At 72.4% G+C, this 16,792-nt stretch carries 16 protein-coding genes; 6 read left to right on the top strand and 10 right to left on the bottom strand.

The annotated features are described in order from the left end of the window. Positions 1-124 precede the first annotated feature (124 nt). Entirely contained in the window at positions 125-856 is a 732-nt protein-coding gene (locus BLW82_RS32275; RefSeq protein WP_093504398.1) for a GntR family transcriptional regulator, read from the top strand. Positions 857-1,013: 157 nt separating this feature from the next. After that, entirely contained in the window at positions 1,014-2,423 is a 1,410-nt protein-coding gene (locus BLW82_RS32270) for a LamG domain-containing protein (protein WP_256216028.1), read from the top strand. A gap of 34 nt (positions 2,424-2,457) precedes the next feature. Here BLW82_RS32270 and BLW82_RS32265 read toward each other — a convergent pair whose 3' ends face one another. Beyond that, complete coding sequence (locus BLW82_RS32265; protein ID WP_093504396.1) at positions 2,458-3,168, bottom strand: uracil-DNA glycosylase; 711 nt, start codon at positions 3,166-3,168, stop codon at positions 2,458-2,460. 217 nt (positions 3,169-3,385) lie between these two features. Here BLW82_RS32265 and BLW82_RS32260 point away from each other — a divergent pair, with 217 nt between their 5' ends. After that, positions 3,386-3,964, top strand: coding sequence for an RNA-binding S4 domain-containing protein (locus BLW82_RS32260; protein ID WP_093504394.1), 579 nt, complete (start codon positions 3,386-3,388; stop codon positions 3,962-3,964). A 79-nt stretch (positions 3,965-4,043) separates the two neighbouring features. Here the strand turns inward: BLW82_RS32260 and BLW82_RS32255 are convergent, their stop codons facing one another. Both BLW82_RS32255 and BLW82_RS32250 read right to left on the bottom strand, forming a co-directional pair. Next, the gene (locus BLW82_RS32255) at positions 4,044-4,733 is read right to left on the bottom strand and encodes a class I SAM-dependent methyltransferase (protein ID WP_093504392.1); all 690 of its coding nucleotides are present in this window, start codon (positions 4,731-4,733) and stop codon (positions 4,044-4,046) included. Between the two features lie 127 nt (positions 4,734-4,860). Next, the gene (locus BLW82_RS32250; RefSeq protein WP_093504390.1) at positions 4,861-5,775 is read right to left on the bottom strand and encodes an acyltransferase domain-containing protein; all 915 of its coding nucleotides are present in this window, start codon (positions 5,773-5,775) and stop codon (positions 4,861-4,863) included. Positions 5,776-5,840: 65 nt separating this feature from the next. On the opposite strand from BLW82_RS32250, the gene BLW82_RS32245 reads away from it, so the two are divergent. Then, complete coding sequence (locus BLW82_RS32245) at positions 5,841-6,140, top strand: DUF6343 family protein (RefSeq protein ID WP_093504388.1); 300 nt, start codon at positions 5,841-5,843, stop codon at positions 6,138-6,140. 59 nt (positions 6,141-6,199) lie between these two features. Here BLW82_RS32245 and BLW82_RS32240 read toward each other — a convergent pair whose 3' ends face one another. From BLW82_RS32240 to rpsA, 5 genes are all read right to left on the bottom strand, one after another. Beyond that, the gene (locus BLW82_RS32240; RefSeq protein WP_093504386.1) at positions 6,200-6,586 is read right to left on the bottom strand and encodes a tetratricopeptide repeat protein; all 387 of its coding nucleotides are present in this window, start codon (positions 6,584-6,586) and stop codon (positions 6,200-6,202) included. A gap of 50 nt (positions 6,587-6,636) precedes the next feature. After that, a complete protein-coding gene (coaE, locus tag BLW82_RS32235; RefSeq protein WP_093504384.1) occupies positions 6,637-7,269 on the bottom strand; it encodes a dephospho-CoA kinase in 633 nt (210 codons plus the stop codon). Between the two features lie 54 nt (positions 7,270-7,323). After that, on the bottom strand, positions 7,324-8,262 hold the full coding sequence (locus BLW82_RS32230; protein WP_093504382.1) for a PAC2 family protein: 939 nt from the start codon (positions 8,260-8,262) through the stop codon (positions 7,324-7,326). 135 nt (positions 8,263-8,397) lie between these two features. Then, complete coding sequence (locus tag BLW82_RS32225) at positions 8,398-9,924, bottom strand: flavin monoamine oxidase family protein (RefSeq protein WP_371131513.1); 1,527 nt, start codon at positions 9,922-9,924, stop codon at positions 8,398-8,400. Positions 9,925-10,276: 352 nt separating this feature from the next. Then, on the bottom strand, positions 10,277-11,773 hold the full coding sequence (gene rpsA / locus BLW82_RS32220) for a 30S ribosomal protein S1 (RefSeq protein WP_093504378.1): 1,497 nt from the start codon (positions 11,771-11,773) through the stop codon (positions 10,277-10,279). 367 nt (positions 11,774-12,140) lie between these two features. On the opposite strand from rpsA, the gene BLW82_RS32215 reads away from it, so the two are divergent. Both BLW82_RS32215 and hrpB read left to right on the top strand, forming a co-directional pair. Continuing rightward, positions 12,141-12,989: a class I SAM-dependent methyltransferase gene (locus BLW82_RS32215; RefSeq protein WP_177233335.1), complete on the top strand. Its 849-nt coding sequence runs from the start codon at positions 12,141-12,143 to the stop codon at positions 12,987-12,989. A 61-nt stretch (positions 12,990-13,050) separates the two neighbouring features. Beyond that, positions 13,051-15,528 carry an ATP-dependent helicase HrpB gene (gene hrpB, locus BLW82_RS32210; RefSeq protein WP_093504374.1) on the top strand — a complete coding sequence of 826 codons (2,478 nt, stop codon included), beginning with the start codon at positions 13,051-13,053 and terminating at the stop codon, positions 15,526-15,528. Here hrpB and BLW82_RS32205 read toward each other — a convergent pair. Both BLW82_RS32205 and BLW82_RS43550 read right to left on the bottom strand, forming a co-directional pair. Continuing rightward, the gene (locus tag BLW82_RS32205) at positions 15,518-16,510 is read right to left on the bottom strand and encodes a cell envelope lipid trafficking protein PgfA (protein ID WP_093504372.1); all 993 of its coding nucleotides are present in this window, start codon (positions 16,508-16,510) and stop codon (positions 15,518-15,520) included. The genes hrpB and BLW82_RS32205 overlap by 11 nt on opposite strands. A 21-nt stretch (positions 16,511-16,531) precedes the next feature. Next, complete coding sequence (locus tag BLW82_RS43550; protein WP_107408585.1) at positions 16,532-16,666, bottom strand: SPW_0924 family protein; 135 nt, start codon at positions 16,664-16,666, stop codon at positions 16,532-16,534. Positions 16,667-16,792: the final 126 nt, after the last annotated feature.

The raw sequence follows: 16,792 nt of genomic DNA, 5'->3' as shown, positions 1-16,792 counted from the left end.
ACCAACCGGTGTACCAGCTTTTGGTATACCAAACTGCGGTCATGGTGCTCCCATCAAGCGTCCGGACCGATGTCCGTCCCGTTACGGCTCCGTAAAAGCCCCCCGGGTCGGCGAAAATGACCTCATGGGCTCCCTCACCACGAAGATCGAACCCCTGGGCGCGGTACGCGAACGCGTCCTCGCGACCCTGCGGCAGGACATCATCGCGGGGCGGCTGGGGCCGGGCGACCGGCTGGTGGAACGCGAACTCGCCGAACGGTTCGGGGTGTCCCGGGTGCCGGTCCGGGAGGCGATCCGGGCCCTGGTCGCCGAGGGCTTCGTCCTCTTCGAGTCGGCCCGCCGCACGGTCGTGCGCCGGCTGACCCCGACCGACGTCAAGGAGCTCTTCGAACTGCGCGAGGCGTTGGAGGTGTACGCGGCCGGGCTGGCGGCGGCGCGGGCGACCCCGGAGGCGCTGGCCGAGCTGCGGGAACTGCTCGACCGGGCGGCCGCGGCGACCGAGGCGGACGACGCCGAGACCATCACCGACATCAACACCCGTTTCCACGACCGGATCCTGGCCCTGGCCGGCAACAGCCTGCTCATCTCGGTCATGGAGCCGGTCGACGGCCGGCTCCGCTGGCTCACCCGGCGCAACGAGGAGTGGCCTCAGCTCCTCACGGAGCATCGCGAGTTGTACGACGCGATCGCCTCCGGCGACCCGGACCGTGCCCGCGCCCGCGCACTCGGCCACGTCCAGGCCAACTACCGCTCGACCGTGCGGCACCTGTTCGGCGAGGACGCCGACGGCTCCCTGCGGGACCCGGCCGCCGGACAGTCATCCACAGGAACACCAGTTCGCACAGAAATCTCGTAGATTTCTCCTCGCCAATGAAGATCGAAAGCGGAGATCGAAACGGATCCGCACGGACCGGGCACGGATCGAGCGGACCCGACGGGGAGGACCTGACCCTGGTGAGGAGGCGGGGGCTGATGAGCGTGCCGCGCTGGTGGGGATGGGCACGGTGGCCGGCATGACGGTGGGTACGGGGAGCGCCGCCGCCGACGAGCCTCCGGACACGCCGTTCACCCCGGTCGCCGCACCGCATCTGGCCGAGGCCGAGCAGCTGGTGCGCCACCAGCGGCTGCTGGCGGCCGGCCACCTGCCGACGGGACTGGCCGGGCACTGGCCGCTGGACGGCACCGGCGCCGACCGCTCCGGCCTGGCGCACCCGGTCACCCTGGGTTCGGGAGCGAGCTGGACCTCCCTCCGCGCCGGTGGTGAACTGAGCTTCGACGGCACCGCCGGTGCCTACGCCGCCACCGCCTCCGTCCTGGACACCACGGCCCCGTTCACGGTCACGGCCTGGGTCCGGCTGGCCGACGACGCCGTGCTCACGAACATGTACACGGCCGTGAGCCAGGACGGCGGCAGCGTCAGCCGCTTCCTGCTCCAGTACGACGACACGGCCGGGACCTGGGCGTTCAAGGTGCGCAGCGCGGACCAGAGCACCAAGGTCTCGGCCCGCGCCGCCACGCGGGTGACGAAGACGGGCGTCTGGACCCACCTGGCGGGCGTCTGGGACGGCACCCGCGTCCAGCTCTACGTGAACGGCGTCCGGGAAGGCAGCGAGGGCACCACCCTGTCCTGGGCCGCGTCCCAGGGCTTCAGCATCGGCCGGGCCCGCTGGGACGGCGGCTACGTGAACCGCTTCAAGGGCGCGGTCGACGACGTCCGCGCCTACGGCCGTGCCCTCGGCGCCGACGAGATCGCCCTGGTCAGCGGGCGTACCGCACGCGCGAACAACGTCTATCTGACGGACACGGCGGCGACCGTGACCTGGGGGCGCCCGGACGACCTCGCGGGCTGGGTGGCCCGGGCCCGCTGCTCGTCCTTCGTCACCGCGGTCCTCAGGCACACCTACGGCTGGGCCACCGACGCCTACTTCCTCCGGTACTTCCAGGAGAAGGGCCCGGAGGCCGCCGACTACTGCTCGGCGTTCCGCAACGACACGGCCGGGCCGCGCTTCCGCCGTATCCGCAAGGTCGCCGACCTGCGGCCGGGCGATCTGATCGCCGTCGACTACAACGGGCAGGACGCGGAGAGCACCGGGCACATCGTGGTGGTCCGCGAGGTCAAGGGCGTCTTCAGCGGGGTCGCCGACTTCACCGGTGAGACCCAGTACGCCGTCGAGATCGTCGACTGCACCTCCGACCCGCACGGCGTCTACGGGCTCAGCAACTACCCGCGCTACCCGGACACCCGCATGGCCGGCAACGTGGACAGCGAGAACTTCCAGGGCGTCGGCATCGGCCACATGATGTTCTACGCCGCCGACACCACCGGCGAGTTCTCCCGGTACCGCTGGAGCGTCAACTCCTCCGCGTCCACCGGCACCCACACGGTCGACGACCGCCCGGTGGCGGCGGCCCGGATCGTCTGAGCCCCGCCGTTCACGCCGGCCGTCGCGCCGGACGTCAGCCCAGTCCGGCCGCCTCCGCCGCCGTCCGCAGCACCTCGCGGAGCATCTCGGGGGTGAGGCGGCCGGTGAAGGTGTTGCGCTGGCTGACATGGAAGCAGCCGAAGAGGTCCAGGCCGCCGAGGGCGACCCGGGTGCCGTGGGCGAAGGCCGGGCGGGGCCGGGGCACGGCCCAGCCCGCCGCCGCGAACGCCGGCAGCGCGGCCTGCCAGCCGAAGGCGCCGAGCACGACGGCCGCGCGCAGCGTCGGCCGCAGCAGCGTCAGCTCCTCGGTCAGCCAGTGACGGCAGGTGTCACGCTCCTCGGGTGTCGGCTTGTTGGCGGGCGGTGCGCAGTGCACGGGTGCGGTGACGCGCACGCCGTACAGCTCCAGGCCGTCGTCGGCGCTCACCGAGGTCGGCTGCGAGGCGAGCCCGACGTCGTACAGCGCCTGATACAGCACGTCGCCGGAGCGGTCGCCGGTGAACATCCGGCCGGTGCGGTTGCCGCCGTGCGCGGCCGGGGCGAGGCCGACGATCAGCAGCCGGGCGTCCGCGGGCCCGAAGCCGGGGACGGGCCGGCCCCAGTACGTCCAGTCGGCGAACGCGGCCCGCTTGGTACGCGCCACGTCCTCCCGCCAGGCGACCAGACGGGGGCAGGCCCGGCAGCCGCTGACGCGCTGGTCGAGGCGGGCGAGCCGGGGGCCGGGGGCACGGGGGGTGAGGTTCACGTTTCAACGGTAGGGCCGGGGCCGGTTTGCCGAAGCCGCTCGGGGTGGGGTGGTGGAGGGGGTCCGCCGGAGCGCTGTCTTGGTCTGTGCGAGGCCGCGGGCGCGGGTGGTAAGTGGCCGGTCGCGCAGTTGCTCCCCCAGCGCGCCTTCGGGGACGCGGTGGCGGCGTCGGGAAAACGGTTCCGTCGCTTTCGGCCTGGGGAGCTAAGGTCGGGACATGGCCTCTGAGGATGCGGACGACGGCAGGGAGCAGGCGAGCGGCGAGGAAGCCGAGGCCTCCGCGCCGGCGGCTCCCGACCCCGCCGCGGTCGCCGCGGCCGTAGCCGCGGGTCCCGCCCCCGGTGAGAACGTGCGGATCGACAGCTGGATCTGGGCCGTCCGCCTGATCAAGACCCGCTCCCTGGGGGCCACCGCCTGCCGGGGCGGTCACGTCCAGGTGAACGGTGAGCGGGTCAAGCCCGCCCACTCCGTGCGCGTCGGCGACGAGGTACGGCTGCGCCACGAGGGGCGGGAGCGGGTCGTCATCGTGAAGCGGCTGATCCGCAAGCGGGTCGGCGCCCCGGTGGCCGCCGTGTGCTACATCGACAACTCCCCGCCGCCCCCGCCTCGCGAGGCCTTCTCCCCCCTCGGCATCCGGGACCGCGGTGCCGGCCGCCCCACCAAGCGCGACCGGCGCGAGCTGGAACGGCTGCGCGGCCTCGGCGGGGTGGGTGGCATGGGCGGCGCGGGTGGGGCCGGCACGGGTGGGACGGGCTCGGTGGGCCGGCCGAGCGGCGGACGTCCCGGCGGACGGTGATCCGGGCCGGCCCGGCGGGGCCCGGCCCGGCGGGGTCCGGCCCGGCCGGGGGACCCGGCTGCACACCCGCTCGGCGAGGTCACCCGGGCCGGGTCGCCGGTACCGCCTTCACCCACGTCCCGTCCTCGGTCAGATACTCGGCCACCTCCAGTCCCGCCTCCTCGAGCGCCTCCTCGAACTGTTCCGGTGTGAGCGGCCGGGCCAGGAAGGTCTGGGTCCAGGTCGCGTCCGGGAACTCGTACTCCGCGTGCACCGAGTTCACCCCGTCCCCGACGGGGTCGGCCGACAGGATCCGGACGGTGTAGCCACCGGGGTCGACCCGCTCCCTCGGTACCTCCACGTGGTAGTCCGCACCCTCCCGCTGGACGAGCACGCAGCCGCCGTCCGCCACGTGCGCCGCGCAGGTGCGCAGCATGCCCCGGCGTACCTCCGCGTCCCCGGTGTGCACCAGGAACGACGCGAGCAGCACCACGTCGAACTTCTCGCCCAGGTCGAGCCCTTCGATAGTGCTGCGTATCGTGCGCGCCCCGCGCACGTGCGCCAGCATCTCCGCCGACTCGTCCACCGCCGTGACCGTGAACCCGCGCTCCAGGAGCGGGTGCGTCACGCGCCCCACACCGCTGCCCAGCTCCAGGATGCGGGCGCCGGCCGGGACCGCCGCCTCGATGATGTCCGGCTCGGACCCGGCGGTCAGACGCGAATAGAGCTCGACCGCGCAGCCGTCCGGGGTGATCGCTCCCGGACCCGTCCCCTCGTACCCCTCACGCATGTCAACCGTCATGCCCGGACAACGGCCGGTCGCCGCACCGCCGTTCCCGCACCCCGGCAGTTCACTCGTTCGAGCAGTTCGAAAGCCCGACGGGAACTTTCCTCGGGGAAGCGGCGGTTGACGGCCGTCACCGGTCCCACGGGAACCACCCGTGCCCGACGTACCAGTGGCCGCCCGCCCTCAGGTGGTCGCCGACCGCCCGTTCCACCGACGTCCGCCGGGGCAGGTCCGGTACCGGCAGGTCCGGGTCGCCGAAGACGAAGCCGACCGGTGTGGTGTCGGCCGGCTCCGGATCCTCCCAGCCGGGCCGGAACCGCTCCTGGAAGCGGACGATGTTGGAGTCCGCCGCCAGGTGCCGGCGCAGCTGGGGGTCGAGCAGCCAGGAGTGGCAGGTCGCGACCGCGTGGGGCTCCTCGGGGAAGTGCCGGGCGAAGAACTCCCGGGCGTGGTCGAGGGAGCGGTCGCAGGCTGCGGGGGTGAGCGGGCCCAGGAAGTCGGGGATGTGCAGGTCCAGGGAGGGCTCGCCGCCGGTCACCTCGGTGCCGGCCGATCTGATCGCCTGCGCCGTGCGCTCGCCCAGTCCCGTCCGCTCGTACTGCAGCCGTCCCAGCTGGTAGAGCCGCCCGCAGAAGTGCCGGGTGAGCCAGTGCCCCTGGCGCACTCCGAGCCCTCCCCTGCCGTGCCGCCTGCGGTGCAGTGCCATGCCGCGGCCGAGGTCGGCGAGCGTGTGGCGGGAGACGTCGTCGGGGATGCCGCGCGCCCGGTGCACCGCGCGGGCGTGCGGCACCGCCGCGAGGAAGACGTACGCGAGGAAGTACTCGCCCAGGGCGGCCGGGGCCTGGGCGGCCCGGTCGGCGAGCCCGGACGGGTCGTCCACCTCCCGGACGGCACCGGTCACGTCCTCGGCGCCCTCCTCCACCAGCCGCCGTACCGCGGGATCGGCGGTCACGGCCCGCCGCAGGGCCACCACCTCGTTGATGTCCTCGTGCGGCACGGCGAGGTCGAGGAGCAGGTCGGGCAGGTCGGCGGCGTCCGGCAGCACGGCTGGGTCCCCCTTGGTGAACGTCTGGTCGAGGAGTACGTTGCAGACAGGAACGGTGATCCGGGATGCGTACAGGCAGTGAACCGGTGACCGCCCGCAGTGCCCTGCGGGCGCGGTTGTGGCTGAGCGTGTGGGGACTGGTCTGGGCGCTCTTCGGCACGGCGGCGTTCGCGCTGGTGGGGCGGCCCGGGTGGGCTGCCGCCTGCGGGGTGCTGTGGCTGGTGGCCACCGTCGACATGGCCGTGATCCTCAGGCACATCCGGCAGGGCCCGCACTATCAGCCGGGCCGCGACGTGCCACCGTACCGGCCCGCGGACGGCCGTCCGCCGCCGTTCCGGCAGCCGCCGCGGCACGGTCACCCCTGAGAGGGAACGGCCGGACACGTTCCGCCGGCCCACCCGGCGCCGGCCTACGTGCCGCCGGCTCACGCGTCGCTGTCGAAACGGGCCGCTTTCAGGTACTCCGGGTTCGGGTCCAGGGCGGCCGCCAGCCGGAAGTGGCGTATCGCGAGGTCGGCGCGGCCCTGGCGCTGGTAGGTGCGGGCGAGCGCGAAGTGGGCGAACGCGTTGTCCGGCTCGCGCTCCAGGACGATGGTGAACTCCAGCTCGGCGGGGCGCAGTTGCGCGGCGGCGAAGAAGGCACGCGCGCGCAGCAGCCGGGCGGCGGTGTTCTCGGGGTGCGCTCCGATCACGCCGTCGAGCAGCTTCACCGCGCCCCGTGGGTCCCGTGCGTTGAGCAGTTGCTCGGCGGCACGGAAGTCGATGACATGCGTCTCCGGAGTACGTCCGGTCGAACCGCTGGTCTCGGGCACGGCAAAGTCCTTCCCTCACTGAAGCGGTTCAACGCCCGGACGGGTGCCAGCTATTTCGTGGACGCATTCCGCTCGTCCGGACCGGACCGGCGCGCACGGCTCAGGAGGTCGGCCCACACCTCCCCGACCCGCTGCCGGAGCGCGTCCAGGGGCACGTCGTTGTCGATCACGATGTCCGCGATCTCCAGGCGCTTCTCGCGCGTCGCCTGCGCGGCCATGCGGGCGCGGGCGTCCTCCTCGGTCATCCCCCGCAGCCGTGTCAGCCGGTCCAGCTGGGTCTCGGGCGCGGTGTCCACGACGACCACGAGGTCGTAGAGCTGCGCGAGGCCGTTCTCCGCGAGGAGCGGGACGTCGTGGACCACTACGGCGTCGTCGGCGGCCGCGCTCTCCAGCTCGCGGGACCGGGCCCCGACGAGGGGGTGCACGATCGAGTTCAGTACGGCGAGTCTCGAGGGGTCGGCGAAGACGATCGAGCCGAGCCTGGGCCGGTCCAGGCTGCCGTCGGCGGCCAGTACCTCCGGGCCGAACGCCTCGGTCACGGCGGCCAGACCGGGGGTACCGGGCGCGACGACCTCACGCGCGATGCGGTCCGCGTCGATCAGCACCGCGCCGTGCCCGACGAGCAGCCGCGACACCTCGCTCTTGCCGGCTCCGATCCCGCCGGTGAGACCAACTTTCAGCATGTCCCGAAGCTTAGGCCCTGCCGCCGACACCGGCCGGGACAGGGCCCGCCGGTCTCAGTTCTCGCCCTCCCGCTCCGCGAGGAAGCGCTCGAATTCGAGGCCGATCTCGTCCGCCGAGGGGATCTCCACCGGCTCGGCGAGCATGTTGCCCCGGGTCTCGGCGCCCGCGGCCGCGTCGTACTGGTGCTCGAGACCCTGCACGAGGGCGGTCAGTTCCTCGTCGCCCTCCTGGATCTGGCTGTCGATCTCCGTCTGGGTGCGGTGCGCGTCCGTGCGCAGGGCGTGCGCGATGCTCGGGAGGACCAGGCCGGTGGCGGCCGTGACGGCTTCCAGGACGGTCAGGGCGGCGTCCGGGTAGGGCGAGCGGGCGATGTAGTGCGGCACGTGCGCGGCGACGCCCAGGACGTCGTGTCCGGCCTCCATGAGGCGGAACTCGAGCAGCGACTCGGCGCTGCCGGGCACCTGGGCCTCGTCGAACGGGCTGCGGTGCCCGGGGACCAGGTCGGTGCGGTTGCCGTGCGGGGTGAGGCCGACGGGGCGGGTGTGCGGGACGCCCATGGGGATGCCGTGGAAGTTCACGGCCAGGCGGACGCCGAGCCGCTCCACGACCTGCCGTACGGCCGCGGCGAAGCGCTCCCACTCGACGTCCGGCTCGGGGCCGGACAGCAGCAGGAAGGGGGCACCGGTGGCGTCCTGCACCAGCCGGACCTCGATGCTGGGCTCCTCGTACTCGGTCCAGCGGTCCCGCTTGAAGGTCAGCAGCGGGCGGCGGGCCCGGTAGTCCACGAGCCGGTCGTGGTCGAAGCGGGCGACGACCTGGTGGGGCAGCGAGTCGAGGAGCCGGTCGACGATCTGGTCGCCGGTCTCACCCGCGTCGATGTATCCGTCGAAGTGGTAGAGCATGACAAGACCGGCCGACTCCTGCGCCAGCGCCATGTCGACGGCCGCCAGCCCCTTCGGCTCCCATGCGTACAAACCCTGCGGATCAAGCACTGTGACCGCTCCTCCTCGTGTTCGTACGGGTCAACGCGGCACTGACCACAGGCATTCCCGCCGTCCCACTGAACAGGCCCCTCTCACCGCCTTCTCGTACCGGGAACGACTGGGGTGCACGCGCGCGTGCCGGGGTCAGGCCGCCATCACCCGCGCGTGGAGCGCCGTCACCGCCTTGCGTGCCGAGCTGAACGCGCCGTGCTGCCAGGCGTCCGCGTAGCTGAGCCAGTCGCCGGCGAACCAGACCCGGCCCGCGGGTTGGTTCAGGGGCTTGTAGCGCGCGTCGTCGGGGCCGCCGGGGGTGTCGTGCCAGGCGGCCTCCAGGTGCGGTGTCTGGCGCCAGTGATGGGAGAAGGAGGAGGCGAGTTCGGTGCGGTACTTGTCGCCGTAGATCTTCACTCCGGCGGCGACCGCGCGCCGCTCCCGCTGGGCCGGGGTGAGCCTGGCGTAGGAGTCGGCGTCTTCGTCGTAGTTGTAGTAGCCGATGAGGACGCCCCGTTCGCCGTGGAAGCCGTACGAGGGGTGCCAGATGTGGGTGACGTCCTGGTCGGTCTCGGTGATGCCGCCGTAGATGCGATGGTCCAGCTCCCACCAGCGGGAGCGGTATTCGAGGCCGATCTTGGCGGCCGACGACGGGGTCACGGCCTCCAGGGCGCTCTGCACGCCGGAGCCCAGGTTGTGCGGCACCTTGGCGAGGATGTTGGGCGGCATCGCGGCCACGCAGTAGTCGGCCTCGACGAGCTTGGTACGGCCGCCCTGGGTGTAGGTCACGGTGACGCCGTGTCCCGTGTCGGTGATCCTGGAGACGACGGCCCCGGTACGTATGCGGCGGTCGCCTATCGCCCGGGTGAGCGCCTTCGGTATCCGGTCCATGCCGCCGACCGGCTGGAACATCAGCATCGCCTGGTCGAATCCGAACTCGAAGGAGAAGTAGCGCCCGACGCCGCTCGCGAGCACCGCGGAGGCGGTCGGGACGTCACCGAGGAGCACCCCCGGGGTGCCTGCGGCGGCCGGCACGGTCGTGTATCCGCGCCGTTCACCGCCTTCGTACGTCAGTTTGTCGCCGAGTTCGCCCCAGTCCTTGAGGAACTCGACGAGCCGCTCCTGGTCGGTGGCCGTCAACGCCCCGTCCAGCGCACCCTTGTTCGTCGCCTTGGCGAGCAACTCGGAGACGTAGCCGTACACGTCGGCCTTGGCGGTGCGGTAACGCTCGGGCCTCGTCATGCCGGCGGACTCGTTGTACAGGTACGCGTCGGCGTTGACGTTCGTGAACACCTCGATGGGGACGCCGAGTTCGCGACAGTAGTCGAGGGTGATCATCCACTGCGGGATCCGGGCCGGACCGGCGTTCATGTAATGGCCGTCGGCGAACCGCGCGGTCTGCGTGTTGCCGTAGAGGTCGGTGGTGGAGTCGCCGCCGCGCACGGTGAAGTTGCGTCCGCCGGTGCGGTCCCTGGCCTCCAGGATCGTACAGTCGTAGCCGGCTTTGCCGAGTTCGTAGGCGGTCGCGAGGCCGGCGATGCCGCCGCCGAGGACGACGACCCGGGCCGCGGCGCGCCCGGTGAGGGTGAAGTCGCTCGCGCTGAGCGCCCGGAAGGGCTCTTCGCGCTGGGCGGCCTGGGCGGTGGGGGCGAGTCCGAGCGCCCCCATGGTGGCGAACATGGCCCCGGCGCCACCGGTGAGACCGACGTTCCGCAGGAACGCTCGTCGACTCGTCCCTGACCTGTACTGAGGCTGTGCCATGACGCGACTCCCCTTCCGATCTTGAACGAAGACCGGGGAAGCGTCCCAGCGCCGCGTTACGGCCCTGCGATTACTCGTGTATCTCACACGTTTCTGCGATCCGGGCTTTACCGCGCGGCCACGGCCGACTCCCTTCAGGGGCGCGGGGAACCGCGCGACCAGCCACGACGGACCGGCGCGGACACCCGGACGTGCACCCCCCAAAAAACCGAGGGGCCGTACCTCGAAAGGTACGGCCCCTCAGTCATCGGCTATGCCCAGCGGCTGGCGATCAGCTCTGGCCTCCGGCCAGCTTCTCGCGCAGCGCGGCCAGCGCCTCGTCCGAGGCCAGCGCACCGGAGGTGTCGGCGCCCTCGGAGGAGTACGAACCGCCACCGGCGGCCGGAGCCGCACCCGCGGCGTCGCCGCCCTCGGCAGCGGCAGCGGCGTCGGCCTCGCGGCTCTTGATGACCTGCTGCTGGTGCTGCTCGAAGCGCTGCTGCGCCTCGGCGTACTGGCGCTCCCACTCCTCGCGCTGCTTCTCGTAGCCCTCGAGCCAGTCGTTGGTCTCGGGGTCGAAGCCCTCGGGGTAGATGTAGTTGCCCTGGTCGTCGTAGGACGCGGCCATGCCGTAGAGGGTCGGGTCGAACTCGACCGAGGCCGGGTCGGCACCGAAGGACTCGTTGGCCTGCTTCAGCGAGAGGCTGATGCGGCGGCGCTCCAGGTCGATGTCGATGACCTTGACGAAGATCTCGTCGTTGACCTGGACGACCTGCTCCGGGATCTCCACGTGGCGCTCGGCCAGCTCGGAGATGTGCACCAGACCCTCGATGCCCTCGTCGACGCGGACGAACGCACCGAACGGAACCAGCTTCGTGACCTTGCCGGGCACGACCTGACCGATCTGGTGGGTGCGGGCGAACTGCTGCCACGGGTCTTCCTGGGTCGCCTTCAGCGACAGGGAGACGCGCTCGCGGTCCATGTCGACGTCGAGGACCTCGACGGTGACCTCCTGGCCGACCTCGACAACCTCGGAGGGGTGGTCGATGTGCTTCCAGGACAGCTCGGAGACGTGGACCAGACCGTCGACGCCACCCAGGTCCACGAAGGCACCGAAGTTGACGATCGAGGAGACCACGCCGGAGCGGACCTGACCCTTCTGGAGGGTCGTGAGGAACGTCTGGCGGACCTCGGACTGGGTCTGCTCCAGCCAGGCACGGCGGGACAGGACCACGTTGTTGCGGTTCTTGTCCAGCTCGATGATCTTCGCCTCGAGCTCCTTGCCCACGTAGGGCTGGAGGTCGCGGACACGGCGCATCTCGACCAGGGAGGCCGGGAGGAAGCCGCGGAGGCCGATGTCGAGGATGAGACCACCCTTGACGACCTCGATGACGGTACCGGTGACGATGCCGTCCTCTTCCTTGATCTTCTCGATGGTGCCCCAGGCACGCTCGTACTGGGCGCGCTTCTTCGAGAGGATCAGGCGGCCTTCCTTGTCCTCCTTCTGGAGGACGAGGGCCTCGATCTCGTCACCGACGGCGACGACCTCGTTGGGGTCGACGTCGTGCTTGATCGAGAGCTCGCGGCTCGGGATGACACCTTCGGTCTTGTAACCGATGTCGAGCAGGACCTCGTCCCGGTCGACCTTCACGATGACGCCGTCGACGATGTCGCCGTCGTTGAAGTACTTGATCGTCTCGTCGATCGCGGCGAGGAAGGCTTCCTCGTTACCGATGTCGTTGACCGCAACCTGCGGGGTGGTGGCGGTGGTCTCGGTGCTGCTCGTCATGTGGGAAAGGGCTCCGGTACGGACATTGAAGTCGTAGGTACTGCTTACGCCGGGAGCCCGTTTCGCTCTGATGAAGCCGGACAGCCAAGGAAGCGCCACACAAACCACTGGTGGCGCCTCGACAACCGAGGGGACATACAACAGATGCGAGCGCAGCCTGCTACGTCTGAGGTGCGCAGGCCCGCAGCGCAACTTGTAGCATACGGGGGCAGCCGGGCAGGGTCAATGCGCGAAGGCGCACACCCGGGGCGGAACGCCGCATACCCGGCACAAGAAACGTCCCACCAGGCCACGCGGGCCTGAAACACCTCGTCCGTGACACGCCCGTGACGGGGTTGCACGGAAGAGTACGACGAGGGAGCCGATCATCCAAGAGCCCGATTCGTTCGACCTGGAAGAGGCCGGTGCGACGACCGGCGACGAGGCCGAACCGGAAGCAACCCGGCGTGCCGCCGGGGCCGCGGAGAGCAGCCGGGCCAACCGGGGCTGGTGGGACCGCAACGCCGACGAGTACCAGGTCGAGCACGGCACGTTCCTCGGCGACGACCGCTTCGTGTGGGGTCCCGAGGGCCTCGACGAGGTGGAGGCGGAGCTGCTCGGCCCGCCGGAGGAGCTGAAGGGCAAGGACGTCCTGGAGATCGGCGCCGGCGCGGCCCAGTGCGCGCGCTGGCTGGCCGCCCAGGGTGCCCGGCCGGTCGCCCTGGACCTCTCGCACCGCCAGCTCCAGCACGCGCTGCGCATCGGCGGATCGTTTCCCCTGGTCTGCGCGGACGCGGGCGCGCTGCCCTTCGCCGACGCCTCCTTCGACCTGGTGTGCTCGGCGTACGGGGCGCTTCCCTTCGTCGCCGATCCGCGTCTGGTCCTGCGCGAGGTGCGCCGCGTGCTGCGGCCGGGCGGCCGGTTCGTCTTCTCGGTGACCCACCCGATCCGCTGGGCGTTCCCGGACGAGCCCGGCCCCGAGGGGCTCTCGGTCGCGGCCTCCTACTTCGACCGGACGCCGTACGTCGAGCAGGACGAGGACGGCCGCGCGGTGTACGTCGAGCACCACCGCACGCTCGGCGACCGGGTCCGGGACATCGCCTCCTCGGGTTTCCGGCTCGTCGACCTGGTGGAGCCGGAGTGGCCGGCCTGGAACACCTCCGAATGGGGCGGCTGGTCCCCGCTGCGGGGCAATCTGATCCCCGGGACGGCGATCTTCGTGTGCGAGCGGGACTGAGCTCACCGGTGAGCGCACGCGCGCGTGCGGGGTGTTTCCGGGGACGTACGACACTGGGGACGTGATCCGTTACGACGCCCTGGACGCGCTGCCCGTGCGGCAGGCCCTGCCCGGCCTGCACGACGCCCTGGAGGGGCACGGCACCGCCGTCCTGGTGGCACCGCCCGGCACCGGCAAGACGACGCTGGTGCCGCTGGCGCTGGCCGGACTGCTGGGCGACGGGCCCGCGCGCCGGGTCGTCGTGGCCGAGCCGCGCCGGATCGCCGCCCGCGCGGCCGCCCGCCGGATGGCCTGGCTGCTCGGCGAGCAGGCCGGGCGGAGCGTCGGCTACACCGTGCGCGGCGAGCGGGTCGTGGGCCGGCACACGCGCGTGGAGGTCGTCACGACCGGCGTGCTGTTGCAGCGCCTGCAACGCGACCAGGAACTGTCCGGCGTCGACGTCGTCGTCCTGGACGAGTGCCACGAACGCCATCTGGACGCCGACACCGTCGCGGCCTTCCTCTGGGACGTGCGGGAGACCCTGCGGCCGGAGCTGCGCCTGGTGGCCGCGTCGGCCACCACGGACGCACAGGGATGGGCACGGCTGCTGGGCGGGGCGCCGGTCGTCGAGGCGGCCGGTGTCTCCTACCCGGTGGAGGTGGTGTGGGCGCCGCCGGCCCGGCCGGTCCGGCCGGCGCACGGGATGCGGGTCGACCCGGCGCTGCTCGCGCACGTGGGGTCGGTGGTGCGCCGGGCCCTTTCCGAGCGGGACGGGGACGTGCTGTGCTTTCTGCCCGGCGTCGGCGAGATCGCGCGCGTGGCGGGCCGGCTGGGTGACCTGGAGGACGTGGAGTTGCTCCAGGTGCACGGCAGGGCACCGGCCGCCGTGCAGGACGCCGTGCTGGCGCCCGGGGCGCGGCGCCGGGTGGTGCTGGCCACGGCGGTCGCCGAGTCCTCGCTCACCGTCCCCGGCGTCCGGGTGGTCGTCGACGCGGGGCTCGCGCGGGAGCCGCGGGTGGACCACGCGCGCGGGCTGAGCGCGCTGGCGACGGTACGGGCGTCGCGCGCGGCCGGGCGGCAGCGGGCGGGGCGGGCCGGGCGGGAGGCGCCGGGGGCGGTGTACCGCTGCTGGTCAGAGGCCGAGGATGCCCGCCTGACGGCCTTTCCGGCCCCGGAGATCAGGGTCGCCGACCTGACCGCTTTCGCCCTCCAGGCGGCCTGCTGGGGCGACCCGGGGGCCACTGGACTGGCGCTGCTGGACCCGCCGCCGGCCGGGGCGATGGCGGCGGCGCGGGAGGTGCTGACGGCGATCGGCGCGGTCGACTCCGCCGGCCGGGCGACGGAACGGGGAGTGCGGCTGGCCCGGCTGGGGGTGCATCCGCGGCTGGGGCGGGCGCTGCTTGACACCCCCCGCGGGGGCGCCGAGGTGGTCGCGCTGCTGAGCGAGGAGCCGCCGCGGGAGTACGGGGACGACCTGGCGGCCGCGCTGCGCGCCGCCCGGCGGGGCGGTGACGGCTATGCCGGACGCTGGCTCGCGGAGGTACGGCGGCTGACGGCGAACGGCGAGGGCGCGTCGGCGGCCGGCCTGGACGACCGCGCCGTGGGCCGGGTCGCCGCGCTCGCCTTTCCCGAGCGCGTCGCCAAGGCCGACGGCGGGTCGTACCTGATGGCCTCCGGCACTCGTGCCGAGCTCGGTGCGGGCAGCCCGCTGCGCGGCGCGCCGTGGCTCGCGGTGGCCGTGGCGGACCGTCCGGTCGGCAGCGGACACGCGCGCGTGCGGCTCGCCGCGGTGGTGGACGAGGACACGGCCAGGTCGGCGGCGGGCCCGCTGTACGCGGAGGATGAGGAGGTCCGCTGGGCCGACGGGGACGTCGTCGCGCGGCGGGTGGAGCGGCTGGGGGCCATCGAGCTCGCGGTGCGGCCGCTGCGGGACGCCGACCCGGCCCTCCTCCGCGCGGCACTCCTCGAAGGGCTGCGGCGCGAAGGACTCGGGTTGTTGCGGTGGACGCCCGACGCCGTCGTGCTGCGGCAGCGGCTCGCGTTTCTCCGGCTGCGCCTCGGGGAGCCCTGGCCCGACGTCTCCGACGACGCGCTGCACGCGCGCGTGGACGAATGGCTGGAGCCGGAGCTCGGCCGCGCCCGCCGACGGGCCGATCTCGGACGGATCGACGCCGGGGAGGCGCTGAAGCGGCTGCTGCCGTGGGCGGGCGGGGAGGCCGGGCGGCTGGACGAGCTGGCGCCCGAGCGGATCGCCGTACCGAGCGGGTCGCGGATCCGGGTCGACTACGGGAATCCCGAGCAGCCGGTGCTCGCCGTGAAGCTGCAGGAGATGTTCGGCCTGCAGGAGTCGCCCTCGGTGGCCGGGGTGCCGGTGCTGGTGCACCTGCTGTCGCCGGCCGGGCGCCCCGCCGCGGTCACCGCCGACCTCGCCTCGTTCTGGCGGGACGGCTACAAGGGCGTGCGGTCCGAGCTGCGCGGGCGGTATCCGAAGCATCCCTGGCCCGAGGATCCCGCCACGGCCGAGCCGACCCGGCACACCAACGCGCGGCTCAGGCGCTGACCGGTTCCGGGACCGGAGTGCCGGCCGGTGCCGGGTCGGCGGGGCGGCGGCCGCGTGCCTCCAGCCAGAGGGAGAGGGCGAGCAGCGCGACGCCGAGGGACAGGAACCCCCAGGGCAGGTAGGAGGTCAGCATCAGGACGAGGGTGCGGTTGTGCTCGACCAGGGCGACCGTGCTCTCGATGTAGTCCTCGCGCATCTTCACGTCGCCGGCGAAGGCCGTCACCTTGGCCCGGCCGCCCAGCAGGGTGCCGCCGCGCAGCTCCTCCTTGTGGAGCTCCTCGCCGTAGACGGGTGCCCCGGTGGCCGGCTCGACCCAGAACCTGCGGACGGTGGTGTACCAGCGGGTGGTGCCGGTCTTCGCGATGCTCTCCGGGGTGATGCCCTGCACCGGCAGCTTCTTGGGCATGGGGACCTTGGTCCAGGGGACGGTCTGCTCGAAGTAGTAGACCTTGACGCCCCGGAAGGTCTGCGTCCCCTTGTAGTGGATGGGGTTGGTGGTGCGGGTCTGCGCGTCGAAGTACTCGTAGTCCCGCTTCTCGGTCAGGAACGGGAACTTGAACTCGATGCCGTCCCGGGTCACCGGGTCGCCGTCGACCATCTCGCCGGTGGCGTGCACGGGTTCCTGGCTGTGCGCGTCGAAGATGTAGCGCTCGGGGATCTCGGAGACCATCTTGCCGTCGGGTCCCTGGACGTAGGACAGGCCGTCCCAGACGACGACGTCACGGCCCGCCGTCTTCTCGATCTTCTGCGCGGCCGCCACGTTGCCCCTGAGGGTCTGCACGATGGTGACCTGGGGGACCTTCTTCGCCTTCATGGTGCCGTAGTCGAGGAGCGTGGCGTTCTTCGCCACCAGGACCATGTCCTGGTACTGGTTCGCCGGGATCTTGGCGAGCCGCGGGAAGGCGTACCAGCGCAGCAGCGGGGACAGCGCCGCGAAGAACACGGCGAAGGCGAGCAGGACCAGACTGGCCTTGCGGCGCATCTCGGCCTCCCGGGGCGGCGGTTACGGGTGTGAGGGCACCGTCGTGAGCAGTGGCTTCGGGGACGTACTTCCGTCCGGCGACCCGAGGGCGCCGACCGTCACCACCAGGACGAGCGCGACGGCGAGACCGGTCGCGGCGGCGATCAGGGCACGCATGCGGGACCTCCCTTCGCCCGACATTTTCCTGATGGATCGTCAGGTCCGGGCACCGTAGCAACGGGAGGGTGAGATGAGAACAGGTCATGCGACGACGAGGGCGCCGTCCCGCGTCGGCGGGAGGGC

It is taken from the genome of Streptomyces sp. Ag109_O5-10 (assembly GCF_900105755.1).
Taxonomy (GTDB): Bacteria; Actinomycetota; Actinomycetes; order Streptomycetales; family Streptomycetaceae; genus Streptomyces.
Note: the sequence above shows the minus strand (reverse complement) of the source record. Positions and strands in the feature narration are given on the sequence as shown.